The organism is Candidatus Zixiibacteriota bacterium (assembly GCA_034003725.1).
Classification (GTDB): Bacteria; Zixibacteria; MSB-5A5; order GN15; family FEB-12; genus WJMS01.
This window is the reverse complement of record JAVEYB010000008.1, coordinates 80,972-106,878: the sequence shown is the minus strand read 5'-3', so window position 1 is coordinate 106,878 and position 25,907 is coordinate 80,972. Positions and strand designations below refer to the sequence as shown.

Sequence of the window (25,907 nt, the reverse complement as noted above, 5' to 3'; positions counted from 1 at the left end):
GTCTCAGCCTTTCTCCGTGATCCGACCCAGCGCCGTACACATCTTCTCGTACACGGCTTCGGTCTCGTCCAGCGCGATCTGCGCCCGCCGCAGCGACGGGTTTATTTCGGTGGTCTTGCGATAGTTGTCGATCGCCTTCTGCCACGCCATCTTGGACTGCTCCAGGTAACACTGCGACAGCTCGGCGTACAAATCGACGTAGGTGGGGTTCTTCTGCAGCTCCGCCTTGAGAAACGCAATCCGGTCGGCCACCACCTTCTCCGACATCCACCCCGGCACCAGCAGAAACCGGGTGTGAAACGCGGCATACTCCCGGCGTCCCGCTTCGCGCTTGGCCTCACGAACCGCCTTCAATGCGGTCAGCGCCTCGCGCAGCTCGCCGCGCTGAAGCAGCGCGACCGCCTGCTCCGTCCGGGGGTTTCGATAAATCTCATAAATCAGCCCCGCCTTCTTGAGGCAGTCGCCGATCCTCCCCAGCCGCGCTCCCCATCGCTCCCGGTCGGGCTGGCGAACGGCTTCCACGATATGCGCAATCGCCAGATTGAAGTAGGCGTCGCCGTAATACATGTTTATCTCGGTCGCCTGCTCGAACTGCTCGATCGCCCCCTTGTAGTCGTCCACCGCCAGCAGCGCCTCGCCGTAGTTGTTCCGGTAGTCGGCGAATCGCGGCCGCATGGCCACCGCCCGCGCGCCGTTCTGCACCGCCTCCTGCGCGTTGTTGAGCGCCAGCTCGGTTACGGCGAGGAAATTGTAGGCCTGGTGATACTCGGTCCCCGAAGCCGCCGTCTGGTAAAACAGCTCGCGCGCCTCCGCATAAAAACCCTTGAAATAAAACGCGGTCCCCAGATGGTACATCGTGTCCGGCTCCGCCTGGGAGATCGCCTGGCGGTACGCGCTCAGCAGCGACTCGATTTCCTTCTTCTTCTCCCCGTGACTCGACTTCACCAGCGCCAGCACGTCCTGCGGATCAACTTGCTCCGGATGCGCCTGGGTCGTCCGCTCCGCCAGTATGCCGTTGATAAAAATCGACGTCGACACGGCCCCGACAGTGGAGTCGTTGGAAGTCTGGATCAGGTACTCGCTGTCTTTTTCGCGAAGCTTGCTGCTCAGTCGGTACGTTTCCATGACGTCTATGCCCTGTTATCGCCAACGCCCCGAATCACCCGGAACGTCATCACCGTGTCCCCTCGTCGCCGTTGATCTGGTTATACACGAGGATAAAGGTCGTCACAAGACCCGCCACACCACCCACGATCGGCAGCGTCGTGGTCAGGAAACTCGAGCCCCGTTCCGGGATGTATATCGCATCTTCCTTACGCATGATATACCGGTTCGGAAACCCGGAAGTTGTATATTTTTCGAGATTGAAATGAAGCGACTGCCCGTAGTAGCTGTCCTTCGTGATCACTTTCGTCTTTTTGATGTCGGCGGTTGCCGTCGGCCCTCCGGCCAGCGCGATGGCCTCGAGAATGTCCAGGTCCTCTTCGAACTGGATCGGACCCGGCGTGTTCACCGACCCCATCACGTAGATGATATTGCGCTGCTCCGTCGTGCGCCCGAGTTCCCGCGTGGGCAGCCCCAGTATCGTCTGCGGAACCTCGATCCGGTCCTGGCGCTGCAATTCCGGCAGCCTGCTCAAATCGCCTGATGCGATCGCCTGAGCCACATTCACCACTTCGACCTTGCCCGCGTCCGAACCGCCGCCGCGAATGATCGTTACCTGTGTCAGGTCGGCGCTCGGACCCGGCCCCCCGGCCTCGTTGATGACCGACCACAGGTCCGGTATCGTCTCAAACGAATACTTGCCCGGAGTCCCAACCTGCCCCGTGACATACACGAACTGGTAGTTGTATGCCGTCACCCGCACCACAACCTGCGAGATATTGCGGTTGAGACTGGACATCCGACGCACGATATCCGACTGCGCTTCCTCGGTCGTCTTGCCGCCTACATGAACCTGCCCGATAATATCGAGCGTGATCGTCCCGTCCAGCGCCACCCGAACCTCCGCATTCAGGTTGGGATCCTGCCAGAACCGGATTTCAAGAACGTCGGTCGGACCAATTCGGTACTGGTCCTGAGCCTGGCAGACTCCGGCCAACACCAGCCAGACCACCGACAACATCACCGTCCGGACCAGTGCCCGGTAAGAGCTTTTCGTACTGCTTTTCATGGCTAAGACCATCTGTAATAAGAGAATCGGCAATTTCATGGGCTTCCTTAAACTGATCAATATAGACGCACCCCTAGTCAGTGTAAACAAAAAACACCGTTGCAGTACGGGGAGTTCTGCCTATTTGGCGGCCATTTCGGAGTTGTACACCAAAAAGCCGTTTCGGCCCGCATCCTTGGCCCGCAACAGGGCCATGTCAGCGGCAAAAAGGAGGGAGTTCTGGTCGTCGGCGTGATCCGGAAACACCGCGGCGCCCTGGGAGATCGTACACACGATTTCTTCCTCCCCATCAGGTAACCGGAATGTCGACTCGGCAATCTTCTCCCGCAGACGCGACATGAACCGGACCGCGGTCGCCTGATCCGCCTCCGGCATCACAACACAAAATTCGTCGCCGCCGTAGCGGGCCACGACATCGATCGCGCGGATCGAATTTCGCAGAATCTGACCCAGCCGGCGAAGCACCTGGTCGCCCGCCAGATGTCCGTGCTGATCGTTTATCCCCTTCAAATCGTCCATGTCAAACATGATCAGCGCCAGCGACCGCCGGTATCGCTGCGCCCGGTTGATTTCCTCCTGCATCCGCTTCATCAAATACCGCTGATTGGCGACGCCCGTCAGGTTATCCGTGTACGACATCGCCTGCATCCGCTCGTACGACTCGGCATTGCTGACCAGCTCCATCGCCGTCGGCGCCAGCTCCTCGATCCGGCGCGCCAGTGTTTCCTGAGTGAGATTCCCCTGCAGCAACAGCAGCCCGTTCCTTCCGGCCGCGACCGGAAACGACGCCACATAGTTGACTCCCGCCGAACGCAGATCGCCGGCCCAGCCCGAAAGCGGTTCGCCTCCGCCGACAAGATCGGCGACCGAACGAACGCCCGCGTCGGCCAGCCGGGATACCGCCGATGCAAACACGTCGCGCGACGGCGGTCCGGACAATGCGGCCCCATCGGGATCGTAATGACGGATCGGCTCACCCTTCTCGCGCGGCTCGTAGAGGTAAGTCACTCTGCTCAGTCCCAGCTCGGAACGCAGACCGTCGATTATCCGGGGAACGAGCGTGGCGGTGTTGCGGTGCCGCACCAGGCGGAGAATCCCGAGGTCGACCCGGCCCGTTGACTCCCGCCGTCCCGCCGTCGGCTCCTCGCGCAGCGAATCAAGCTTCTTGGCGATCCGCTCGTACCGCGTCTCATGCCACTTGATGTGATACGCGGCCGAGAGACTGTGGGCAATCGCGGCACAGAAGTCGGCCATGACCGGCTCGATCAGCGCCGCCTTCCCCGCCACAAAATACACGCCGTACAGATTGGCCCGCCAGTACACGGGGAAACAAAGATCGATTCCTTCCTCGACCAGCCGCTGATACATCCGCTCCGGCAAAAGCGTCCGCAAATCGGCCGCCGGACGCGGTTCAAACCGCTGGCGCAATACATCGCTCAACTCGTCGGAATATCGCAGACGGAATTCCGTGCGCTGAAACCGTCGGATTCCGTGATAGTAGTTCAACTCGAGAAATCCGCGCTGCTTGCGCAGAAAAAGGATCTTCTCGCAGCCGCACGGGCCCTTCAGCAGGTTTGACACCCGTCCTGCGACCGTCTGTATGCTGCCGTCAGCCGCATTCTCGGCCAGTAACGCCTGGAACCCGGCCCGGTCTGTTTTTTGAGCATCAGCCGCCGACGCTGCATGCCTCAGCGACATTCGAACTACTATGACTGTGAGGACGATGACGAGCGCCGACAACAGGATGATGACGGCGGTAGTTATCTCCATGCGACGCATTCTCCCGCGGAGAAGGTTTCACACATAAGGTACGAAACCGTCGCACAGTGTCAATAAAAACAATGACTTACGGTCGGTGACGGGCAAACCGAAAGCGCGCGCGCCGCGATACCAGCGAGTTCCGCCGAAGAATACGATACACCTGCCACCACCCGACCGTCACACGCGACGAACGACTGTTGATCTCCCGCTTCATTTCGCCGATCGACGCAAACGGATCGTAGCGCACCATCTGGAGCACGAGCACTTCGGGATCATCACTGGAGAAATCGTCGTCGCGTGCGGGAGTGCTGATGTGGTGCCCGGACGTACCGGCGGAGGACGGTGAGACTCTATTGATGACCGTTACCGTTTCCGCGACCCGGCCTTTTTTTTTCCACCGTCCGCGGATGCGGAGACTCGAAAGGTATCGCGCGCGTCGTCAACCGTACGATATGCCTTCAAGACGTTGTCGAACTCGAGCAGCTCATATATCTCGTAGACATTCGGAATCATGCCGGCCAGTTTGATATCGCCGTGGTTGGCGCGAACGTCGCGGATATGCGAGATAAATATCCCCCAGCCCGCGGACGAGATATAGTCGACTCCGGCGAGGTCGATGACGATTTTGTAGCGCTGACGCTTGATAAGCGAGTCGATGACCTCTTCCAGTTCCGAGGCGGTCAGCGTATCGATCACGCCGTCGATCCGAACCTCGGATACGGACTTGTCCTGCCCCGCTTCCGACAACGATATGCTGATATTATCCATGACGCGTCTACGAGTTACCGGCTTCGAAGTACGGTTCCATTTAACAGTATCGGTCGGAATCTGGCAAGAACTTTATTTCTCGGTTCCCTGCCGGGGGGCCGACTGGTCGCCATCCCCTGCCGTCCACGTCCGAGTATCGACACGTTCCGGCACGGCCCCCGAACCGGCCCTGCCGTTTCGGGCGCTGGCGGTAACCACACGAGCCATAATGAAGGTGATGTCGTCGTTTTGCTTGGCAAAACCGGCAAACGCGTCAATCTCTTCGACAATGCCACCCACCAGCTTCGGCAAATCGGCACGATCGTCGGCTTCCAGGCGTTTCTGAAGGTACTCCACCAGACGGGCTAACCCGTATTGTTTGCCCTCGCGGTCGGTCGCCTCGGTTATCCCGTCGGTGTATACGAAAAACAGGTCGTTCTCGTCGAGATCCAGCGTCACCTCTTCGAGTCCGTCGCCAAACCCGCGCTCGAGCGTCACCGGGACTCCCAGCGGCATGCCCATCGGATTCAGTGTCTGAAGCTGCGAGCTTTTGGCGCGGTAGTATATCATCGGGTTGTGTCCGGCCGATACGAAATTGATCCGATGCGACGCCGAGTCGTATATCGCCAGCAGAACGGTAATGAACATGCCGGGTGGGATGTTGGCCCGAAGGTACTCATTCACCGCCATCAGCGTCTCCTTGGACGAGCACGATCCCACCGCGTGAATCTGGATCACGGTACGCAGCATGGACATCACCAGCGACGCCGGTACGCCCTTGCCCGATACGTCCGCCACCACCAGGCAGAACCGGCCCGGACCGATCTCAAAGACGTCGTACAGATCGCCGCCGACAACCGAGGCCGCCCGGTAGTACGCGTCGAGCTGCAGGCCCGCGATTGACGGCAACTCCGCCGGCAGCAGCGTCTTCTGAATCTGCGACGCAACCTCGATCTCCTTGGCCATCTTCTCGCGTTCGATGATATTGCGGCGGTCCTTGCTGAGTCGCGTCATCATGTCGTTCAGGGCGCGCGATATCTCGAAAAACTCATCCGCGCCCTCGAGCGGAAGCTCCGTCTCCAGATCACCGGAGGTGAACCGCCTCACACGCTGCGTGATCCGGGCGATCGGCTTTACGAAATAATTGGAAAGCAGGTAGATCCCCAGGATACCAACCAGCAGCAACAAGCCCGTGAAAAGCAGGATGCGCAGACGAATGGCCGCCAGTTTCGCCTCTACCGGCCCGGCCGTATATACCGCGTACACGCGCCCGAAGTACCGGGGACCGGCACGAATCTCCAGCGGCAGGTAGTACAGCCGCGTATCGCCCGTCTTGAATGCCTGGTGCACGCCGATTCGATCCGGATTGACTCCTGAGGGCGGAACATACGGCTTGCGGATGTTGCTGATATCGCCCGAGTGCGCCCGGATAAGACCCGTGCTGTCGGTGAGCACCACCAGGCGAAGAGTCGGGTTCGCCCGCGTATAGCTCACGATCAGCTCGTCGAACTCTACGTCGGAACGGGAATTGATGTAGTACCCCGCAGCCTGGTCGGCAATCGTCGAACCCAGCGCCAGGACCATGTCTTCGAGATGCCCCCGTACTTCGACCTTGGTCCGACGATCGACAAAGTAAAACGCCGCGGCAATGATCACGCTGACAATCAGAAACGTGAAGAAGGAGAACTTCGCGCGAAGCGTAAACAGCCGCCGCAGCAGCGGCGGCGTATCCGCGATATCGACTCCGCGAATGCGCTTGATCATGCGCAATTCGTTGAACCCGGCCGCCGAGATGTACTCCACCGAATCCATGATCTTGCTGATCATGTAAAAGCCCAGCCCGCCCTTCCGACCGGATTCCACCAGCTTCTCGAGATCGATCTTGCCGGACTCTTCCGGATGGAATGAACGCCCGCTGTCTATCAGGGAAAACGCGACGAGCTTTTTGTAGATGACGATCCGCAGACGGAGCGTGCCCTTTTCGTACAGGTAGGCGTGCCTGATGATGTTGGTGGCCCCCTCTTCGATCGCCAGCAGCACCGCGGTTACGTCGCGCCGTGACAGGCCGGCGGCCGCGCACGCTTCCTTCACGATTCGCTGGATCGAATCGAGATAGCGCTCCTCGGCCACGAATTCGGCATTGATCTCTTTGATGGGACGACGAAACATAACGCGGGCCGTACTTCTGCTCGGGGCGCCGCCGGCCGGGCGCCGCTCTGGTGGTGGACTACTCGGTTCGCTGGGACTTCAATCGCAGGCGGGCCTGCTCGATGTTGTTCTTCGTATCCTCGTTGTTCGGGAACACCTCGAGCACTTTCTCCCACGCATCGATCGCCTTCTGGTACTCCTGGTTGCGCATGTGCCGGATACCTTCGAGGTACAACGGCCAGATGTCCGGATTGGCCTGAAGGTCTTCCAGCGTCGACGGTTTCGAAAGGGCCGTGGCAATTCGATTGAGGTAATCCTGCGCGACCGTGTTGGTGCTGTCGCTGCGAAGCACGCTGCGGAACCGCTGCCGTGCCTGCTGATAACGGCCCCGCTGGAAGAGGTCGACCCCGAGCTGAAGCTGCGCGGCCGCATCCAGTCCGCTCTGCGCCTGCTGCCGCGCCGCGACCGCCTCCGCGTTGCCCGGCTGAAGCTCCAGCACGCGGTTGTACGCGTTGATCGCGTCCACCGTACGGCCGTCGCGCTCGGCCGCGCGCGCCTCGCTCATCTTCGCCGCGACCTCGTTCCGCACGATATCCCGTATCTCGCGCCGCATCGCCAGCGCCTCGGCATTCTCCGGATCGATATCGAGCACCAGCTGTACCATGTCCTCGGCGGCGGCGTAGTACTTCTTCTCCTTGAACGAACGCGCCTGCGCCAGGTACCGCTGCGCGAACTGCTCGATTTCCTTCTCCGCCATCTGCAGCTGCCGCGCCTGCTGTTCCTTGTTCTTCAACTCCTGTTCGATCGAGGCAATGGTCCGAGCGATCTCCCGGTTCTCCGGATCGACCACGAGCATCTCACGATAATAGTGCAGCGCGGAATCAAGCTCGAGCACGTGGAAGAACTCGCTGGCCTTCTCGCGCAACGCCATGAGCTTCAATTCCTTTTCGGTCGGAGGAGGTGGCGGCAGGGGCAACGGCTTTTCGGCGAACCGCTCCGCACTGGGCGCTCCGAGCAGAAACGTCAGTGAAAACCGGTGCGAGTCGTCAACGTAATCCATCAGCTTGTACGCGTAATCGATTTTGATCGGTCCGGCGCGCAGTCCAGCCCCGAACGACAGATTGTCCCGGTCATACCCCGCCCGAAGCGCGTAGCGATCGGATACCACCACTTCGCCCCCGCCGTGAATCTTCATGTCGCGATCGGCGTACTTCTCCAGATCGATACCGGCGCTCACCGCAACGTCGCCCACCACCGTCACGTCATGGAGCGCCATGCCCCCGACATACGCCCGCGGGATCTCCTCGGCGGCCGCCTCGAGCTTCGGCCCGGGCCGAATGAAGTTGCGCGTGATGAACCCGATCGACAGATGGCGATGCATGTCGAACGCCACACCCACGTCGGCGCCGATCGCCCAGTCCGACAAATTGTCGAGCGACTGATTGACCGCCTTGAAACTCAAGCCGACCGCAATCCCGTTCGTCAGCCGTCGACCATATGAAAACATCGCCTGGGACGTCGAATAACCGAATTCACCGACCGTCGCCCCGTCCACCCGTTTGACGATATCGTCGGTCCCCACCCGCATAAAGGCGAAACCGATCCCGTCATTCCGGGAAATCGGATACGCCCACACGGCGGAGTTATACAGCGTACCCTCGAACAACGTCGTGTGCAACAGGCTGATCTCGTGAAAATCCAGCCGGGCCAGCCCTGCCGGATTGTAGTAGACGGTCGACGCATCATCGGCAAATCCCGTGAACGTTCCTCCCATGCCGAGCCCCCGGGCGCCCGTCCCGAGTGAGAACAACTCCTCCCGCCCCGCGTCGTCCTCCGCCGCGACCGCTCCCGCCAGCAGCGCCACCAGCATCCATGTCAACAGGCGTGCCGTCATTTGACCACCGCCACTTTCAACAGCTTCCGCCCGCCGTCCGACCGGGTTTCGAGTATCGCCACATAGACGCCGTTCAATACCATCTCTCCGCTGCCGTTGCGGCCGTCCCACTCCAGCACGTGCGTACCGGTCTCGGTCCCGGGATCACCCGGCGACAATATGCGACTGTACACCGATTCCCCGGTCAACGTCAAAATTCGAAATTCAATTCCACCCGGCTCCGCCAACTCATATGAGAACTCCGCCGGCCCGAGCATGGGATTGAACGGATTGTCGCGAATCGTCAAAGACTGCGCCCCGGCGGTAACCGCCGTCACCCCATCGGAGACAATCAACGAATCGCCGCCCGGCGTCGATACCCCGGTCGGCTCGCCGGCGAACGGCCCCGACGTGTAAATCGACGTGATATCGGACTGGGCGAGCCTGATACGGAAATCCTCGGGCGCATCGGTCCGCACGAACGCGCGGAAAACCAGATACCGCTGCACTCCCGGCTCGATCACGTAATCGGCGAAATTGAGCAGCAGGCGTTCGCCGCCGGCCGTCGCACCCGTCACCAGCAAACCACCGTCGTAAAAGCCGGTAGTCGGCGTCTCGACGATCGCGCGAACATTCAGCGGTGCGCCCAGCCGATCCAGAAACGACATACCGATCTGTTCAATCCTGATCGGCGATCGCGCCGACAGGCCGCGATTGGTCAGATACAACGTAAATACGGCGGCATCAATCCCCCTGGGAACGATATGCCCCGGCTCAAAAACGGCCTCGACCACCAGATCAGGCTGCATCGACGACACCACCACCTGCAGCGTGCACGTCGAAACGTTGATCGCCGCCGGCACACCGGTATTACGCTCGATCGGGACCTCGTCCAGCGAAAAAACCATCGTGGCGACCGTATCGAAATCGGGCGCGGTCAGCACGAAACTCACCGTGCTGTCCGCCCTGATCGTGCCGGTAGCCGGGTCGGGGATTCCGAGATTCAATCCGTAACTTGTCATGGAATAGCTGGTCGGCTCGACCAGCGCCTGCCCGCTGTTGGCCAGTGCCACTACCAGCGCGAACCGCTCCCCGACCCCCACATACCCGTCCGTCACGCCAACGAATTCGCACGTCAATTCGAGCTGCGCAGGACGCTGCACGGTCACCACCACCTCGTTATCGAGCGGCGGAAGAACCTCCGCCCCCGTCGCCGATACCGTCAACGTGAACGTCTCGGCGAAGTTGGACTCCGCGGCAGCCGTCACGTCGAATCGGACCTCAGCCGTATCAAACGCCGGAACCGTCGCCAATATCTCGGTCGTATCCAGCAGCGCGGACTGGCCGTTCGTCGCGATTCGAACCGTCACGTTGGTCGCATCGCGCTCCGACGGGTTGACTACCTGCCCCACTATCTCGAATGACTGCCCCGTGTTCACATACGGTGCGTTTGGCGCACCCGCAATGTCCGTCGACACTAACAGAATCGTGATCGGTGTCAGAACCGCGATCTCGCGCCCGCCGAACGATGTCTCCACGCGAACCGAATTCCCGATCCCCGTCTCCCGATAGGCTACTGCGGCGTCGGCCGTCAACGTGCCCGGCGCAAGGCTGAGCGGAACCGTGATCGGGTCGGCCGTCAGATGATTGACTCCGGGCTGCAACGGACCGTTGGTTGATCGAAGACTGACCGTGGTCGAAAACTCGCCGCCCGACACGCTGAATGTCGTCCGCGATCCCACCAAATCGACCGGCTGCGTGCCCTCCAGAAACACGTCAAAACCGAACGAGACCGTGGCCCCGCCGATAATCTCTATCGGAGCGATCGTAGAATCCAGAGCGCGCATCACCGGCGGCCGCTTCAACAGCATCGAATCCGCCACCACGTTCCGGATGATCGTGGGTGGCGCGCCGGAATACACGGCATAGTCGAATTCCACGCGATAAATGCCCGAATCGACCGCCACCGCCGCGCCCGGAATGCTGATGTTGCGATACTGCAGCAGGTCCGGCTGCGGCTGCGTGTAACTCGGCGACCCCGTGAAAAGCGTCGTCACCACCGTCCCGGCAGGATCGCGGACCAGCCGTATCGTCACGGGCGTGCTGTCGATATCGGTCACGACCGACTCGGCCCGCACATCAAACCCCAGAAGGAAATCCTGGCCGGTGTAAATGCTGTCCGGCGTGACGCTGCCCGACACGATCGTCAGCGACGGCGTCGGCAGGATCTGCACCGGGATCAAGAGCGTGTCGGCCGTATAGTAAACGGTGGTGTCCAGTCCGTAGCCTGCCATCAGCTCGACCAGCAGCGTATCGTTGCGCGGCGAACCGACCACATCAGGCAGCAGCACGGATACCGTGTCGATCGTCCCGTTATTGGCTCCGTCGAAAAACACCTTCACCGATCCTCCGCCCGACATGAAATACGTCCGCACCCACGGATCCTCCGCTGGAAGCAGCGAACCGTTATTGCGCACCGGGACCGAAATCGACGTCGGTACCCCCTCAAAAATCTGCGTGATCGGACTGCCGTCGGTAAACGACGCCCCGAGGATATCGTACCCGTTGAACGATACGACGACCGTGTTCGACGCAATCAGCCCCGCAAACGCGGTGATATCGATAACCGCCGACGGTCCCTCGTAACGAATGCCGAGCGGGAGCAGGCTGATCAGTCCGTTGTTGAACAGCGACTGGTCGTTCACCGTGTCCGGCGTCAGCGTACCCGATTCGGGCACCAGCACCAACGGCGAATCAACGAGACTGTACGATGTGACCGGATTGTTGTTTTCGTCGAAAAGACGGATACGGGCGTCCCCCCGCAATGGATGACCGACCACCTGGTTGGAATTGATAATCAAATCCACGGTGGTCAGATCTTCGGCGCCCAGCGGAAGCGTCGAGTCAGCCTGCGCCAACACGCTCCCATATCCGAAGATTATCAGCAGTATACAGAACGTAACGTTACGTTTAAATCGCACGAGGTATCTCAATCTCAACGATAGCCAATCCCAAATTGCCGCAATACCTCTAGATCAAGCAAACCCTATGCCCTGTATCCTAATGAGCCCCAAACAAATACGGAAAAAATTTCCGCTCCGGCCGTTCTGCCGGCCGGCTGTCTAAGTAGTTTAAACAAAAAGCCTTATTGACAAAAGTGAAAGTAAAAAAAAGATCAATGTCTGCCGACCTCCCCCTTTCACCGGTATCGGTGCGACAGATTTCGTCTGAAAATGTGTAAGGCCTTGCAGATATGCGGCAGGAACCTTGCTACCGGCCCGATCGATTGCCCTCAGTCAACTTAACGCCTGCCGACCGGCAATCATCCTGGCAGCTTCGACCGTGTTGGACATCAGCATCGCGATCGTCATCGGCCCGACCCCTCCCGGTACCGGAGTGATGGCCGATGTTTTCGGCGCGACGGCGTCGTAATCAACATCTCCGACCAGACGGTAACCTTTTTCTTCTGACGGATCGTCAACCCGGTTTACGCCGACATCGATCACCACCGCCCCCGGCTTCACCATGTCGGCCAGAATCGTCCTGGGGCGACCGATAGCGGCAATCAGGATATCCGCTCGCCGGGTGATCTCCGCCAGGTTCGGTGTCCGTGAATGAGCCACCGTCACGGTCGCGTTTGCCATCGGCGCTTTTTGCATCAGGATCGCTGCCACCGGCTTGCCCACGATGTTCGAGCGCCCGACCACCACGACCTCACGTCCCGCCGGGTCAATCTTGTAGTACTCGAGCAGCTTGATAATACCGTGCGGCGTGCACGGCAGCAGACCAGGGCGGCCAAGCAACATCATCCCGACATTGTGCGGATGAAACCCGTCTACGTCCTTCGCCGGGTCGATCGTCAGAGTCACGCCCAGTTCATCCATGTGCTTCGGCAACGGCGATTGGACCAGGATGCCGTGGATTCTCGAATTCCCGTTCAGCCCCCGCACGATCTCCAGAAGTTCCTCCTGCGCGATAGTGGCCGGTCGACGGATCACCTCGGAGTACAACCCGAGCTTCTCGCATGCCTTCGCCTTCGAGGAAACGTACGTCTGGGAAGCGGGATCGTCTCCGACCAGGACGGCCGCGAGACCCGGCGTCACACCCGCCGTCTTCAACGCTTCGATCTTCCCCTTCAGTTCTCCCCGCACCGCCTTGGCGACTTCTTTGCCGTCGATTATCACCGTCTCCACTGCTCCGGTCTCCCTCAGTCCCCGACTTCAATCTGCTTGCTGTGCTGATACTCGTCGATATTGAACGGCAGGACAAACCGCTCCATCTCCACCGCCCGGCCCGTGGCCGCCTCGATCCGCACCACGACCCCCGCCAGCCGCACGTCGTCCGTCGCGGTCGTGAAACGCTTCGGCATCCCGGTCAGAAACCTGCCGAGCGACGGTCCTTTTTCCATGCCGATGATCGAGTCGTAGGGCCCGGTCATGCCGGCGTCCGTGATATATGCCGTCCCGCGTGCGCTGACCTGCTCGTCGGCGGTCTGCACGTGCGTATGCGTACCGACCACCGCCGACACGCGGCCGTCCAGATAAAACGCCATCGCCTGCTTTTCGCTGGTCGCCTCGGCATGGAAATCGACAAAAATGATCTCCGTCTGGGCCTGGATCCGCTTGACCTCCCTCATGGCAACCTGGAACGGGCAGTCCAGATTCGGCATGTACACCCTGCCCATGAGGTTGATCACCCCCACCTTGACCGATCCGACGGTGTCGATATAGGACCCGGCGCCGGGCGCGCTCGACGGATAGTTGGCCGGCCGAATCAACCGGGGGCTGTCGTTGAAATAATCGAGGATGTCGACCCGGTCCCAGATGTGGTTGCCGGATGTCTGCAGGTTGATGCCGTAGCTGAACATCTTCCGCGACATCTCCGGCGTCACGCCAAACCCGCCCGCGGCGTTTTCGACATTCGCCACGACATAATCGATTTGGTATTTCTCCCGCAACGGCTTGATCATGTGCGCCGCCGCCTGACGACCCGGCTTGCCGCAGATATCGGCGACAAATAACAAGTTGAACGTGGACATGATGACTACTTTCTACGACGGATCAAAAAGCAAAAGGCCGGAGCTGGTCCGTCGTCACCCCGGCTTCCCGTCCGAAAACAGATGTGACGGGAGACTACCACATCTCCCGTCACATAGCAACCGATATCTGTCGGCCAGGTTCCCGCGCGCCGGGAACTACCACTTACTTCGCGAACTCGGTGTACCGGCTCTCCCGGATCACCGTCACCTTCACCTGCCCCGGGTACTGCATCTCCGCTTCGATCCGCGACGCGATATCGCCCGCGAGCACCGAGGTCGCCAAATCGTCGATAGACTCGTTTTCCACGATCACCCGCACCTCGCGACCGGCCTGGATCGCGTACGCCTTCGATACGCCTTTAAAACTGTCGGCCAGCTCCTCGAGCTGCTGCAAACGCTTGACGTACGCCTCCAGCGGCTCGCGCCGGGCGCCCGGACGAGCGCCCGATACCGCGTCGGCCGTCTGCACCAGCACCGGATACGGCGAGAGCATCGGCACATCGCCATGGTGCGACTCTATCGCGTTGACGACCGCATCGTGCTCGCGGAACCGCCGCATGAAGTCTGCGCCGATCTGTGTATGCGTCCCTTCCGTCTCCCGATCGATCGCCTTGCCGATATCGTGCAGCAGGCCGCAGCGCTTCGCCAGCGCCGCGTCGAGTTCCAGCTCGGCGGCCATCAAACCGCACAGCATCGCCACTTCTTTGGAGTGAGCCAGCACGTTCTGGCCATAGGACGTCCTATAATTGAGCTTGCCCAACAGCCTGATGATTTCCGGATGCAGCCCGTGAATGCCCAGCTCAAAACAGGCCTGCTCGCCGGCCTCCCGGACAATCACCTCCATCTCGGTCTGGCACTTCGCCACTACCTCTTCGATCCGCGTCGGATGAATCCGACCGTCGGAGATCAGCCGCTCTAACGCCATGCGGGCAATCTCCCGCCGCACCGGGTCATAGCCGGACAAGATCACCGCCTCGGGCGTGTCGTCGACAATCACGTCGATCCCCGTGCAGGTCTCAAACGCCCGAATATTGCGCCCCTCGCGCCCGATAATGCGACCCTTCATTTCATCCGACGGCAGGTTGACGACCGAAACCGTCGTCTCCACCGTGTGGTCGGCGGCGCAGCGGTAGATGGCGGACAAAATGATCTCCCGCGACTCCTTCTCGGCGTCTCGTTCCGCCTTCTCGCGAATCTCCTTGATATGGGCCGCGGCTTCCATCTTGGCCTCGTTGATCATGTTGTCCATCAACTGGCGTTTGGCCTCTTCCGGCGTCATCTGCGCGATTTTCTGGAGCCGCTCGTTCTGCGAGGCGATTATCGTTTCAATCTCGACTTCCCGGATCTCTATGCCCTTCTGACGCTGGGCCAGATTTTTCTCCCGGGAGGCGAGTTCCCTGTCTCGGTTTTCAAAACTCTCGATTCTTTTATCGAGAGCATTCTGGCGATCCTCCTGCGCGCGCTCGGCTTTCTCAACCTCCCGGCGCCGCTGCTCCATCTCCTTGTCGAACCCCGACTTCTCCTTCAGCCAGGTTTCGCGGGCCTCCAGGATCGCCTCTTTTTTGACTATCTCCGCTTCCTTGTGCGCCTCATTGAGGATGCGCCGCGACTCGTTGCCGGCCGAATCAAGTTTCTTCTTGTCGGCCCGACGCGCCAGCACTGTCGCCAGCACGAATCCGAGTATCCCGACGCCTAGCGCGATGAGCAAGGCGGTCAGCACGTTCATCGTGTCCTCCCGTCCGGTCAACGACCGAACGAACATGGTCTATATGGAAAAGGGTGCGTAGGAAGAAGAGGCTTTGGAATGGACGGTGACAGTGTCCTCAGCCGACCGCTGAGTCCTGCTGCAGGGCCTCATCCAGTCTGCCGAGTAGGGTATCAAGACGAGTCTGAAAGCCCGCCTCCATCACCTGGAGGGCGCTGCCTTTCTCGTGAAGTTCCGACGCGATCGACATGGCCGCGAGAATCGCTACCTTGTCCCGTGCGTGTGAACGGGAGAGTTTTGATACCTCTTTCATCCTGGAATCAACCAGATCAGCGATCCGGGAAATATATTTGGGATCATTTTCCCCGGTTATTGGATAATCTTCGCCAAATATCCTGACGACTACTCGATTCTCAACCGTCAGATCAGACATACTGTCCCGATTATATACCAATTCCGTATATTCTTCGTCCTATCCCACTATCTAACAAAATCTTATACCGGATTATAAGAATCTTGTCAAGAAAAAACTTAAAGCCCTATGGCTTCCAGCTCTTCTAATCGATTAAGAACCGACGTCAGCCTGGTCTTCACCGCCCCCGCCTGATCATTGTACGTCAGCTCGAGAGCGTCGAACTCGCGACGGAGCTCCGCCATCTCCGACTTCAGCGACCGGTTCTGGTCGCGCAAAGCGCGGTTTTCCCCCCGAAGCCGTTCAACCAGCTGCAGGACTCTCTCGACCCGGTCCTCGATCTGAGCAAGTTTGTCACTCATGATTACTTATCCCTGATCTCGGCATTAAACTTCTGCTTCAGGGCCGCTATCACAGCTTGTTGCCGGGATTCGACTTCCTCACTCGAGAGGCTCCGGTCACGCAATCGATACACCAGCGCAATCGCGATCGACTTCTTCCCCGCCGGAATCTGCTTGCCGGTATACAGATCGAACAACTCGACCGACTCCGCCAAATCCCCGGCCACCGCCTTGATTTCTCCCACGATCCGCCCGACCTGCACCCCCTCGTCCACAATCATTGCGATATCGCGAGGTGCCGCCGGAAATGTCGGCAGCGGCTCAAATGTGGCCTGTCCGCCACTAACCGAAAGTAATGCCGCAAGGTCCAGCTCGGCAAGAAAGACTCGCTGCTTGACGTCAAAATACCGGGTAACCGCGTCGCTCAAAGCGCCCACTTCCCCCGCCTCGACCTTCCCGACTGTCACCGCAAAACCATGCCCGGTCTCAAAGTAAGACTTCTCCACGGGACGGTAACTGATTGCCGGCCAACGGAAATGACGCCCCAACGTTTCCAGGGCGCCGGTCAGATCATAAAAATCGTACGGCCGCGCCTTCGCCCGCCAGTTGCCGGGCGTCTGCCCTGTCACCATCAAACACAAACGCTCCGCCTCTACCCACCGACCGCTGCCGTCGGGAGGGAAATAGGCCTTACCGATCTCAAACATCTGCAAATCGACATTCCGGTGCGCGATATTATGCGCCGCCACCGGCAACGCCGACAACATCAGCGAGTTTCGCATGATGTCCAGATCTTCTGACACCGGATTGATAATGCGAAGCTGCGGAATGTCCGGATGCAGCCGCGCCGCGGCCTTGCTGTCCGCCAAACCGTGACCGATCATCTCGTCGAACCCCGCCCCCGTCATCAGCCCCCGAATTTCCTCCACGAACCGGTCACCCGCATGCGTCGGCGTAAACAACGGACCGATATTCGTCACGGCATCCGGTATCGCGTTATACCCCTCGATCCGGGCGATCTCCTCTATAAGGTCAATCTCCCGAGTGATGTCATGACGAAACGTCGGAACGGTTGCCGTAATGGGCTCATCCCCGGTCACTTCTATCTCGAGATGGGTCAGTATCTCCTTCATACGCTTGGTCGAGAAGTCCGCCCCGGTGATCTGACGACACCTCGACGGACGCAGCGTCACCTCGACCGGAGCCACCGGCCGCGGGTAACTGTCCACCACACCGCCCAGGACCTTCCCGCCGCACAACTCCTGAAACAGGTAAGCGGCACGATTGCCCGCATAGATCACGTTGTTGGGATCAACACCCTTCTCGAACCGCTGCGAGGCTTCCGTCACCAGACCGAGATGGCGGCGGCTGCGGCGGATGATCGAGGGTTCGAAATAGGCCACTTCCAGCATAATCGTCGACGTGTCGTCGCTGACCTCGGAATTCAGTCCGCCCATCACGCCGCCCACGCCCGTGCTCTCCGAGCCGTTCGTGATCATCAGGTTGTCCGATATCAGCTCGTGCTTCTTTCCGTCAAGCGTCACGAACGACTCGCCGTCGCGGGCCCGGCGCACCACCACCGTCTTTGATCCGAACCGGTCGTAGTCAAACGCATGCATCGGATTGCCGGTCTCGAGCATGACGAAATTGGTGATATCGACGATGTTGGAGATCGGACGCATCCCGGCCGCAATCAGTCGCTTCTGCATCCACCACGGCGAGGGTCCCACCGTCACCCCTTGAATAATTCGAGCGGTGAACCGACCGCACGCATCCGGCGCGTCAATTTGAACGCCGATATAATCCGACGATTTCCCGCCGCCCTCACGGATTTCAAAGGTCGGATATTTGATCTTCACCCCGGCCAGCGCGGCAAGATCACGCGCAATACCGATTGCCGACATCGAATCGGCGCGATTGGGGGTCAGTTCGAAATCCAGAGTGTAGTCGTCGAAATCCAGCGCCTCGGCCAGCGGCCGACCAACCGCCAGATCGGGCTCCAGCACCCAGATACCGGAATGATCGTCGGATATTCCCAGTTCGGCCTGCGAACAGATCATGGCCGATGATTCGATTCCGCGAATGGTCGCTTTCTTGATTACCAGGCCGCCGGATAACTCCGCCCCCAGCGTCGCCACCGGTACCTTCTGCCCGACCGCCACGTTGGGCGCCCCGCAGACGAGACTTAACGTCTCTTTCCCGGTAGTGACCGTAGCCCGGCGAATCTTGTCCGCCCCCGGCACCGCCTGCACGTCGAGCACCTCGCCCACCACCACCCCTTTCATGAAGCGCGCGGTCGGGGTGATGTCCTCGCAGGCCGTTCCGCACAGCGTGAGCCGGTCGGCAACCTGTTCCACCGGCCAGTCCAGACCGGTGAGCTCCAGCAACCATCGATACGATATCTTCATGATTTATAAAAACTGCCTGAGAAAACGAACGTTGTTGTTGAACACGAGTCGAATGTCGTTGATGCGATACTTCAGCATCGCGATACGTTCCACCCCCATCCCGAACGCATAGCCCGTGTACTTCTCCGAATCGTAGCCTGCCGTCTCGAGTACGTTCGGGTGAATCATGCCGCAGCCCAGTATCTCCAGCCAGCCTGTATACTTGCACAACTGGCAGCCCGCACCGCGACACAAAAAACACTGCACGTCGACTTCCGCCGACGGCTCCGTGAAGGGGAAAAACGATGGACGGAACTTGAGTTTCAATTCTTCGCCGAAAAACGCCCTGCAGAAAGCGACCAGCGCCCCCTTGAGATCCGCCATCGACACGCCCTCGTCGACCAAAAATCCGTCGACCTGGTGAAACGATACGTGCGACCGCGTCGTAATCACCTCGTTGCGGAACGTCTTGCCGGGAGTGATTATCTTGATCGGCGGCGTCCGTTTCTCCAGCTCGCGCGCCTGCACCGGCGTCGTGTGCGTCCGCAGCAGGCGATCACCCTCGACAAAAAACGTGTCCTGCATGTCGCGCGCGGGATGATCCGGCGGAAAATTCAACGCCTCGAAATTGTAATGGTCGGTCTCCACGTGCGGGCCGTGAGCGATCTCGAAACCCATGCCGTAAAACGTCCGACAGATCTCGCTCATCACCCGGTTGACGATATGGACCGCGCCGATCCGCTGCCCGGTCCCCGGAAGGGTCGGATCCAGCGCGGCCGCGCCGGCCGTCGATTCAAACGCCGCCGCCGCCCGCTCGAGCCGCTCCTCCAGCCGCTGCTTCAACGCGTTCGCTTTCGCCCCGATCACCTTGCGCTGCTCGGCATCCAGCGAGCCCAGCGACTTGAGAATCGCCAGCACCGGCCCTTTTCGCCCGAGATAACGGACACGAAGTTCCGTAAGCGAATCGAGCGAATCGGCCTGGCCGATTCGCTCGAGTGCTTCGCGTTCTAATTGAGCTATCTCTTCGGTAAGAGACATGATCGACGTCTACCGCGTTACTTCCCGGTCGCCATGCCGGCGAGCGTGCTGAACGTGGCCATGTCGCGGGCGGCGATATCGGCAAGCATCTTGCGATCCATCTCAACCCCCGCTTTCTTCAAACCGCTCATCAGGGTCGAGTAGTTCGTCCCGCACAGCTTGGCCGCCGCCGATATCCGTGCGATCCAGAGGGCGCGGAACTCGCGCTTGCGGTTGCGACGGTCCCGGTAAGCGTATTTCAGACCCTTGTTGACCGTCTCCAGCGCGGACCGGTAAAGCTTCCGCCGACCCTGAAAATTGCCCTTGGCCTTCTCCAGCACCTTGCGGTGGCGCTGATGGGCGGCAACACTATTTTTTGCGCGTGGCATTCTTCTCTCCTGTCAATTCACCCTGCAGCTAGTACGGCAGCAGCTTGTTTATGCGCTTGGCGTCGGACTCGCTGATCAGCCCGGACTTCCGCAGCTGACGGCGACGTTTCGGGCTCATCTTCGTCAAGATGTGCGTCTTGTACGCTTTGTGCCTTTTCAGCTTGCCCGTTCCGGTCCGCTTGAACCGTTTGGCCGCCGACTTGTTGGTCTTCATCTTCGGCATCGTTTCCTCGTCAATCTATGGATACTCGCTCTTTTCTTCTATTCGCGGCCGCCCTGAATGCGCCGTTACTCCTGCACGCTGTCGGCGTCGGCTTCGTCGCCGTCACCGCCGGCCTCGACAACCACCTCTTCCTCTTCCCCGGCCGACGCTTTCGACTGGTCTTTCGACGGTCCTTTCGCCTGCGCCTTCTTCAAAACCTCCGGCCGAGGAGACAAAATCATGCTCATCCGGTTGCCTTCCAGGCTCGGCGCCACATCGACGGTCGCGACATCCGCAATGTCTTCCGACAGACGACTCAGTATCTGCCGGCCAAACTCCACGTGGGCCATTTCCCGGCCGCGAAACATGACAAAGGCCTTCACCTTGTTGCCGGCCTCGAGAAACGAGCGGACATGCTTCGTCTTGAACGAATAGTCGTGCTCGTCGATTTTCGGCCGGTACCGCATCTCCTTCAGCTGCGTCGACTGCTGCTTCTTTTTCGCGGCCCGATCTTTCTTGGAAAGCTCGTACTTATACTTTCCGAAATCCATTATCCGGCACACCGGCGGACGACTGTTGGGAGATACCTCCACCAGGTCCAGTTCCAACTCGCGGGCGCGCTGCAACGCCTCGCTGGTCGGCACTATCCCGACCTGCTCACCGTCGACCCCGATCAACCGAACCGGTGAAATCCGAATGCGATCGTTCACGCGGACGTCTTGTTTAGCTATTGAACCCTCCTGAGTCCTTGAAATCCTATTGCTCGCGTTCCAATGCCTTGCTGTCGATCTCACGATGTACCAAAGCCATCGCATCTTCGAGCGACATCGCCCCCCGGTCGCCGACTCCGTGCCGACGCACCGACACGGTGCCCTGGTCCGCTTCCTTGCCGCCAACAATAAACATATATGGCACTTTTAGCAACTCTGCATCGCGAATCTTCGCCCCGATTTTCTCCGACCGATCGTCCAGCGAGGCCCGAAGCCCCCCGGCAATCAGCTCCTTACGAACCGACTCGGCGTACGGATTCTGGCTGTCCGTAATCGGCAGCACCTTCACCTGCTCCGGAGCGAGCCAGACCGGGAAATTGCCCGCGTGATGCTCGATTAAAACGCCGAAAAAGCGCTCCACCGACCCCAGCAGGGCGCGATGAATCATATACGGCCGCTTCTGCTGGCCGTCGCTGTCGATATATGTCAGGTCAAATCGCTCCGGCAGCGAAAAGTCGAACTGGATCGTCGAACACTGCCAGGCACGACCGATTGCGTCCTTGATCTGGATATCGATCTTCGGACCGTAAAATGCCCCGCCGCCTTCATCGACCCCCCACGCCAAACCGGCCTTCTCCAGCGCGCGGCGAAGACCGTTCTCCGCCTTCTCCCAGTCGCTCACGTCGCCGATCGCCTTCTCGGGACGGGTCGACAACATGATCGCGTAGTTCGAAAACCCGAACGACCGGAGCATGTGGATGCAGAAATCGAGCAGCCACACCAGCTCCTCTTCCATCCGCTCCTGCGTGACGAAATGATGCGCGTCGTCTTGCGTAAACCCGCGCACCCGCATCAGCCCGTGCAGCACACCCGGCTTCTCATACCGGTACACCGTCCCGAGCTCCGCCCAGCGAAGCGGCAGGTCGCGATACGACCACCGACGCGACTTGTACATCATGATATGGAACGGGCAGTTCATCGGCTTGAGCTGGTACGACTTCTGGTCCAGCTCCATCGGCCGGAACATGTTCTCGGCATAAAAACCCGTGTGCCCCGAGAGCTCCCACAACTTCAGGTCCGCGACATGGGGCGAATAAATCAGCTCGTACCCGTTCTCTAAATGTTCTTCACGCCAGAAATTCTCGATCTCGTTGCGCACGCGCGCTCCGCGCGGCAGCCACAACACCAGACCGGGACCAACCTCGTCCGAAATCGTAAACAGCTCCTGCTGCTTTCCGATCAGACGGTGATCGCGCTTTTTGGCCTCTTCGATCCGCGTCAGGTATTCATCGAGCATCGCCTTCTTCGGATACGACACACCGTATATCCGCTGAAGCATGGTCCGACGCTCGTCGCCGCGCCAGTAGGCGCCCGAACTGGCCGTCAACTTGAAGGCCTTGACGATCCCGGTGCTCGGGATGTGCGGCCCCCGACACAAGTCCTCGAAAGTCGAGTGCTTGTAGACGGTGACCGTGTCGTCCTGAATATCTTCCTCGAGAATCTCGACTTTGTACTGCTCGCCCATCGTGCGGTAGTGCGCAATCAAATCCGCCCGCGTCACGACCTCACACCGAAACGGCGCGTCCTGCGCGATAATCTCCGCCATGCGCTTCTCGATCCGATCGAGATCCTCGGGCAAAAACGGCCTGTCCACTTCGAAATCGTAATACCACCCCTCGTCGATCGGCGGACCGATCGCCAGCTTCACGCCGGGGAACAATTCCTGCACGGCCTGCGCCATGATATGGGAACTGGAATGCCAGAACACCTTCCGGCCGTCCGGATCATCAAACGTCAGAATCGCCACCGGCGCGTCGGCCGGTATTGGGGCGCGAAGATCGCGTACCTCACCGTTGACCTTCACCGCGATCGCCTCTTTGGCGAGGCGCGGCGAGATCGACTGGGCCACCTCGTATCCGGTCGTACCGGCATGATAACTGCGAATTGACCCGTCCGGTAATGTGATCTGTAACTCGGCCATGTTCGTTCGCTCGTAATATACAAAGGCGGGGTGCCGGTTTTCGGTTCCGCCCGACATCCCGCATATTTACAATGGTGGGCGATACTGGAATCGAACCAGTGACCCCTTGCATGTCAAGCAAGTACTCTAACCATCTGAGCTAATCGCCCATCACAGGGACTGACCGGCGGAAATCGCCGCCGGGCAAGGAATCGAATATATAGGCAATAAATCGAACTTGTCAATACCTAATTTAACCCCTCGACCACAAAAACCTCCTGTCGGCCAAAGGGTTAGTCCCCCCTTCGTTCGACCGATCTCATCGGCCCCACAACCCTCCGGCTCACGCCCCGGTCGGGAAACGAACGCCCCGCGACCGGCCGACAAAACGTGAGCGCGGGCCCCGTCACTTTACCGATGCCAGCGAACCGTCTCCGTCACCAGACTTCTGCTGAGCCGCCAGCAACTGCGCCACCTGCGCTTTGAGTTCCGCAAGCTCGGCTGAGACCGTCTTCAGCTCGGACTTCAGCAACTGGACCTCTTCCACCTTCTTGTTCAGCTCCTTCACGGCCGCCAGCGCGACTCCCGAAGGATCGAGCGTCGAGATCGTCTTGTTGTTGTCACCGAGGCCAAAGGCCGCATGGAAATCCTCGGCCATCGGGCCGATGTGTCGAATCCCGTCTTCCTGGCTGTTGTACGACCAGAAGTAGATCGGCAGCGAGGCCACTTTGTCGAGCACCTGTCGCGAGTCAACCTCTTCGATGTTCTTTTTCATAGTCCGCGATGACAGCGACGACCACATCGACCCGCCCGGCGAAATAAATACACCCGGAAGTCCCGTGCCCGGCGCCGCTACCGAGTCACACCCGGTCAGGAAATAAAACCCGTTGGTCGCACGGACATTAAAACTCCGGGGAAGCATCGAATGAAACGGCAGCGACACGCCGGTGGCCGGGTCAAAACAGCAGTCCGACCACACGAATGAACAACTGTCGTCGGCCGTCGCCCCTGTTCCTGCCGCGAACGTATATGGCTCCATCGCGGCATTCATGAATCCGCCGGGGACCGTGGCGTGGTCACCGGGACCGACACGGTTGTACCGGCCTCCGCCTACGACGCCGCCCGGACTGAACGCGCCGTTAAACTCTCCGCCCAGTATCGATGCCATCCGCGCGGAAACCACGTTCAATCGCCCGCCGCCGATCGTCGCACCCACCGAACCGGCCGAGTTCTCCGTCCCGCCCCCGATAAATGTCGTGTCGGCCTGCGCCACGTTGCCCAGTCCGCCGCCGACCGTCGCCACCCTGCCGAGAGCGTTGTTGTTCTGCCCGCCGCCCACGAAAGTCGCATAATTGGTGCTGAAATTCTGGCTGCCACCGCCCACCACCGCGGCATACGCGTTTGCCACATTGCTCAACCCGCCGCCGATAAACGTGTACTCGTTCACCGACTGGTTGTTAACCCCTCCGCCAACCGTCGCCCACGTCGACGCCACGTTTTCCTGCCCGCCACCGATCGTCGCCAGCGGATCGGTCGCCTGGTTGTTCAGACCACCGCCAATAAACTGATACGGGTGCAGCAGCGCCTGATTCCCCTCGCCGCCACCGATTGTCGATGACTGCCCCTCGGCGCGGTTGCGGCTTCCCCCTCCGATCGCAGACTGTAGCCCCAGCGCGTGATTACCGAATCCCCCCGCGACCGTGGCGTACTGCGCGGTCGCCGAATCGGACCGCCCGCCGCCGATCGTCGCATAGTTGGCCAGCGCAAGATTGACCTCACCGCCGCCGATCGTCGCCGCAAATCCGTCCGCCCCGTTGCCACGACCACCGCCGATCGTCGAAACATGATTGTTCGCCCGGTTGGCGAACCCACCGCCGATCGTACGTCCCGTATACCCTAGCATTGCGCCGTTATAGGCGCCGCCGCCGATCGTGGTCATCTGGCCCGCCGCATAATTGTGAATGCCGCCGCCGACCACCTGGTACCTCCCCGGCAACAGCGTCTGATTGCAATAGCCCCCGCCGATAAATGAAAACGGCATCTCCGCATAGTTCGCCCCGCCGCCGGCAATGGCCGAAAACCCGCCCGCGGCGGTGTTGTTGCCTCCCCAGCCTACTCCCGACCCGTTGCCGATCGCCGTATTGCCGAATCCGCCCCCGACAAACAGCGGCGTCCACCACGGAGGGTAAACGCACGGAAAGACCATCACGTCGCTCGCAAAACCGTGGACGTCGAAATGCCCGAGCTCCTTAGAATCGAAAATACCGACCGTATCGAACGTACTGTCCGCAATATTGGTCAGCTCCGCGAAATTGCCGTAGCCACCTGCAATCGAGCTGTAGTCCGTCAAAACAGTGTTACTGTCGCCGGCCGCAAATCCGTTGAGCCCCGCGATGACATTATTGCTGCCCGGCGCGAATCCGTCCACCGTCGCGGCCCTCGCCGCGTAGGGCGATGCTGCCAGCGGCGTACGTGGCGACAACTCCGGATCGCTGCCGATCTTTATCCCCAGATACCTCGTTGAGCCGTCGAACAGCGACGGATCAATCGACACCATCGACCCCAGCATCGCCGTCAAAAACCCGTCGTCCACCACCACCCCGGCGTGCGTTTCGGTCCACAGCGCCGTCCCCCCGCTGCTGACATCGTACAGTGAGAACTGAATGGTATAACTGCCGGAAAGCGCCTCTCCGGCGGCATCGGTCAGCCGTGCCTGATACGGAAACTGCACGGATGTCGCGTGCGACCACGCCGCCGTAACACCCAGCAGCACGACCATTGAAAAAACTCGGCGAATGGACCTGGACATGGTACCTCCTCCGGGGATCCGATAGTTTCGCCAACCCGATTCGAGCTGGACGGATTTGGTTTGATCGATGACCGAGATTGAAAGGTACCTAAAATCTACAATTTCGATCCGCATTGTCAACAACGATCTGCACCGCCGCACACCGCGTCTCCGATCCGTGCCTGTCCTCCGTTATCGCCGTGTGCGCATCTCCTGATCCTTGTGCGCAATTCATCGTGGCCTGAGTACGTCCCCG

20 protein-coding genes and 1 tRNA gene are annotated in these 25,907 nt (G+C 60.0%); all 21 read right to left on the bottom strand.

All coding sequences use genetic code 11. From position 1 onward, the window contains the following. Positions 1 to 3: 3 nt before the first annotated feature. Entirely contained in the window at positions 4 to 1,125 is a 1,122-nt protein-coding gene (locus RBT76_10450) for a tetratricopeptide repeat protein (GenBank protein ID MDX9858201.1), read from the bottom strand. 49 nt (positions 1,126 to 1,174) lie between these two features. Next, complete coding sequence (locus tag RBT76_10445) at positions 1,175 to 2,173, bottom strand: polysaccharide biosynthesis/export family protein (protein MDX9858200.1); 999 nt, start codon at positions 2,171 to 2,173, stop codon at positions 1,175 to 1,177. Positions 2,174 to 2,293: 120 nt separating this feature from the next. Next, the gene (locus tag RBT76_10440; protein MDX9858199.1) at positions 2,294 to 3,943 is read right to left on the bottom strand and encodes a GGDEF domain-containing protein; all 1,650 of its coding nucleotides are present in this window, start codon (positions 3,941 to 3,943) and stop codon (positions 2,294 to 2,296) included. A 76-nt stretch (positions 3,944 to 4,019) separates the two neighbouring features. Beyond that, on the bottom strand, positions 4,020 to 4,199 hold the full coding sequence (locus tag RBT76_10435; protein ID MDX9858198.1) for a hypothetical protein: 180 nt from the start codon (positions 4,197 to 4,199) through the stop codon (positions 4,020 to 4,022). Between the two features lie 98 nt (positions 4,200 to 4,297). Next, entirely contained in the window at positions 4,298 to 4,702 is a 405-nt protein-coding gene (locus tag RBT76_10430; protein MDX9858197.1) for an STAS domain-containing protein, read from the bottom strand. A gap of 72 nt (positions 4,703 to 4,774) precedes the next feature. Next, on the bottom strand, positions 4,775 to 6,850 hold the full coding sequence (locus RBT76_10425) for a SpoIIE family protein phosphatase (protein ID MDX9858196.1): 2,076 nt from the start codon (positions 6,848 to 6,850) through the stop codon (positions 4,775 to 4,777). Positions 6,851 to 6,908: 58 nt separating this feature from the next. After that, a complete protein-coding gene (locus tag RBT76_10420; protein ID MDX9858195.1) occupies positions 6,909 to 8,723 on the bottom strand; it encodes a PorV/PorQ family protein in 1,815 nt (604 codons plus the stop codon). Then, on the bottom strand, positions 8,720 to 11,683 hold the full coding sequence (locus RBT76_10415; GenBank protein ID MDX9858194.1) for a hypothetical protein: 2,964 nt from the start codon (positions 11,681 to 11,683) through the stop codon (positions 8,720 to 8,722). Before RBT76_10415 ends, RBT76_10420 begins: the two co-directional genes overlap by 4 nt. Positions 11,684 to 11,998: 315 nt before the next feature. Beyond that, entirely contained in the window at positions 11,999 to 12,895 is an 897-nt protein-coding gene (gene folD / locus RBT76_10410) for a bifunctional methylenetetrahydrofolate dehydrogenase/methenyltetrahydrofolate cyclohydrolase FolD (GenBank protein ID MDX9858193.1), read from the bottom strand. A 14-nt stretch (positions 12,896 to 12,909) separates the two neighbouring features. Next, complete coding sequence (locus RBT76_10405) at positions 12,910 to 13,740, bottom strand: TIGR00282 family metallophosphoesterase (GenBank protein ID MDX9858192.1); 831 nt, start codon at positions 13,738 to 13,740, stop codon at positions 12,910 to 12,912. A 163-nt stretch (positions 13,741 to 13,903) separates the two neighbouring features. Continuing rightward, a complete protein-coding gene (gene rny / locus RBT76_10400) occupies positions 13,904 to 15,466 on the bottom strand; it encodes a ribonuclease Y (protein MDX9858191.1) in 1,563 nt (520 codons plus the stop codon). A gap of 97 nt (positions 15,467 to 15,563) precedes the next feature. Next, the gene (locus tag RBT76_10395; GenBank protein MDX9858190.1) at positions 15,564 to 15,878 is read right to left on the bottom strand and encodes a cell division protein ZapA; all 315 of its coding nucleotides are present in this window, start codon (positions 15,876 to 15,878) and stop codon (positions 15,564 to 15,566) included. Positions 15,879 to 15,976: 98 nt separating this feature from the next. After that, complete coding sequence (zapB, locus tag RBT76_10390; protein ID MDX9858189.1) at positions 15,977 to 16,219, bottom strand: cell division protein ZapB; 243 nt, start codon at positions 16,217 to 16,219, stop codon at positions 15,977 to 15,979. Positions 16,220 to 16,221: 2 nt separating this feature from the next. Then, positions 16,222 to 18,606, bottom strand: coding sequence for a phenylalanine--tRNA ligase subunit beta (gene pheT / locus RBT76_10385; GenBank protein MDX9858188.1), 2,385 nt, complete (start codon positions 18,604 to 18,606; stop codon positions 16,222 to 16,224). Between the two features lie 3 nt (positions 18,607 to 18,609). Further along, positions 18,610 to 19,623 (bottom strand): phenylalanine--tRNA ligase subunit alpha, encoded by a 1,014-nt coding sequence (gene pheS, locus RBT76_10380; GenBank protein ID MDX9858187.1) that lies wholly within the window; start codon positions 19,621 to 19,623, stop codon positions 18,610 to 18,612. Positions 19,624 to 19,640: 17 nt separating this feature from the next. Further along, a complete protein-coding gene (gene rplT / locus RBT76_10375; GenBank protein MDX9858186.1) occupies positions 19,641 to 19,991 on the bottom strand; it encodes a 50S ribosomal protein L20 in 351 nt (116 codons plus the stop codon). A 28-nt stretch (positions 19,992 to 20,019) separates the two neighbouring features. Beyond that, positions 20,020 to 20,214 (bottom strand): 50S ribosomal protein L35, encoded by a 195-nt coding sequence (gene rpmI / locus RBT76_10370; protein MDX9858185.1) that lies wholly within the window; start codon positions 20,212 to 20,214, stop codon positions 20,020 to 20,022. A 65-nt stretch (positions 20,215 to 20,279) separates the two neighbouring features. Beyond that, complete coding sequence (gene infC / locus RBT76_10365; protein MDX9858184.1) at positions 20,280 to 20,924, bottom strand: translation initiation factor IF-3; 645 nt, start codon at positions 20,922 to 20,924, stop codon at positions 20,280 to 20,282. Positions 20,925 to 20,949: 25 nt separating this feature from the next. After that, positions 20,950 to 22,884 carry a threonine--tRNA ligase gene (gene thrS / locus RBT76_10360; protein ID MDX9858183.1) on the bottom strand — a complete coding sequence of 645 codons (1,935 nt, stop codon included), beginning with the start codon at positions 22,882 to 22,884 and terminating at the stop codon, positions 20,950 to 20,952. A 72-nt stretch (positions 22,885 to 22,956) separates the two neighbouring features. Then, positions 22,957 to 23,033 (bottom strand) — tRNA-Val (locus RBT76_10355). A gap of 236 nt (positions 23,034 to 23,269) precedes the next feature. Next, the gene (locus tag RBT76_10350) at positions 23,270 to 25,672 is read right to left on the bottom strand and encodes a tail fiber domain-containing protein (GenBank protein ID MDX9858182.1); all 2,403 of its coding nucleotides are present in this window, start codon (positions 25,670 to 25,672) and stop codon (positions 23,270 to 23,272) included. Positions 25,673 to 25,907: the final 235 nt, after the last annotated feature.

Bases quoted from the DNA above. Each gene is read 5' to 3' on its own strand.
- RBT76_10450 (MDX9858201.1), bottom strand. From the start codon at position 1,125: ATGGAAACGTACCGACTGAGCAGCAAGCTTCGCGAAAAAGACAGCGAG.
- RBT76_10445 (MDX9858200.1), bottom strand. From the start codon at position 2,173: ATGAAAAGCAGTACGAAAAGCTCTTACCGGGCACTGGTCCGGACGGTG.
- RBT76_10440 (MDX9858199.1), bottom strand. From the start codon at position 3,943: ATGGAGATAACTACCGCCGTCATCATCCTGTTGTCGGCGCTCGTCATC.
- RBT76_10430 (MDX9858197.1), bottom strand. From the start codon at position 4,702: ATGGATAATATCAGCATATCGTTGTCGGAAGCGGGGCAGGACAAGTCC.
- RBT76_10425 (MDX9858196.1), bottom strand. From the start codon at position 6,850: ATGTTTCGTCGTCCCATCAAAGAGATCAATGCCGAATTCGTGGCCGAG.
- RBT76_10420 (MDX9858195.1), bottom strand. From the start codon at position 8,723: ATGACGGCACGCCTGTTGACATGGATGCTGGTGGCGCTGCTGGCGGGA.
- RBT76_10405 (MDX9858192.1), bottom strand. From the start codon at position 13,740: ATGTCCACGTTCAACTTGTTATTTGTCGCCGATATCTGCGGCAAGCCG.
- rny (MDX9858191.1), bottom strand. From the start codon at position 15,466: ATGAACGTGCTGACCGCCTTGCTCATCGCGCTAGGCGTCGGGATACTC.
- RBT76_10395 (MDX9858190.1), bottom strand. From the start codon at position 15,878: ATGTCTGATCTGACGGTTGAGAATCGAGTAGTCGTCAGGATATTTGGC.
- zapB (MDX9858189.1), bottom strand. From the start codon at position 16,219: ATGAGTGACAAACTTGCTCAGATCGAGGACCGGGTCGAGAGAGTCCTG.
- pheT (MDX9858188.1), bottom strand. From the start codon at position 18,606: ATGAAGATATCGTATCGATGGTTGCTGGAGCTCACCGGTCTGGACTGG.
- pheS (MDX9858187.1), bottom strand. From the start codon at position 19,623: ATGTCTCTTACCGAAGAGATAGCTCAATTAGAACGCGAAGCACTCGAG.
- rplT (MDX9858186.1), bottom strand. From the start codon at position 19,991: ATGCCACGCGCAAAAAATAGTGTTGCCGCCCATCAGCGCCACCGCAAG.
- rpmI (MDX9858185.1), bottom strand. From the start codon at position 20,214: ATGCCGAAGATGAAGACCAACAAGTCGGCGGCCAAACGGTTCAAGCGG.
- thrS (MDX9858183.1), bottom strand. From the start codon at position 22,884: ATGGCCGAGTTACAGATCACATTACCGGACGGGTCAATTCGCAGTTAT.
- RBT76_10350 (MDX9858182.1), bottom strand. From the start codon at position 25,672: ATGTCCAGGTCCATTCGCCGAGTTTTTTCAATGGTCGTGCTGCTGGGT.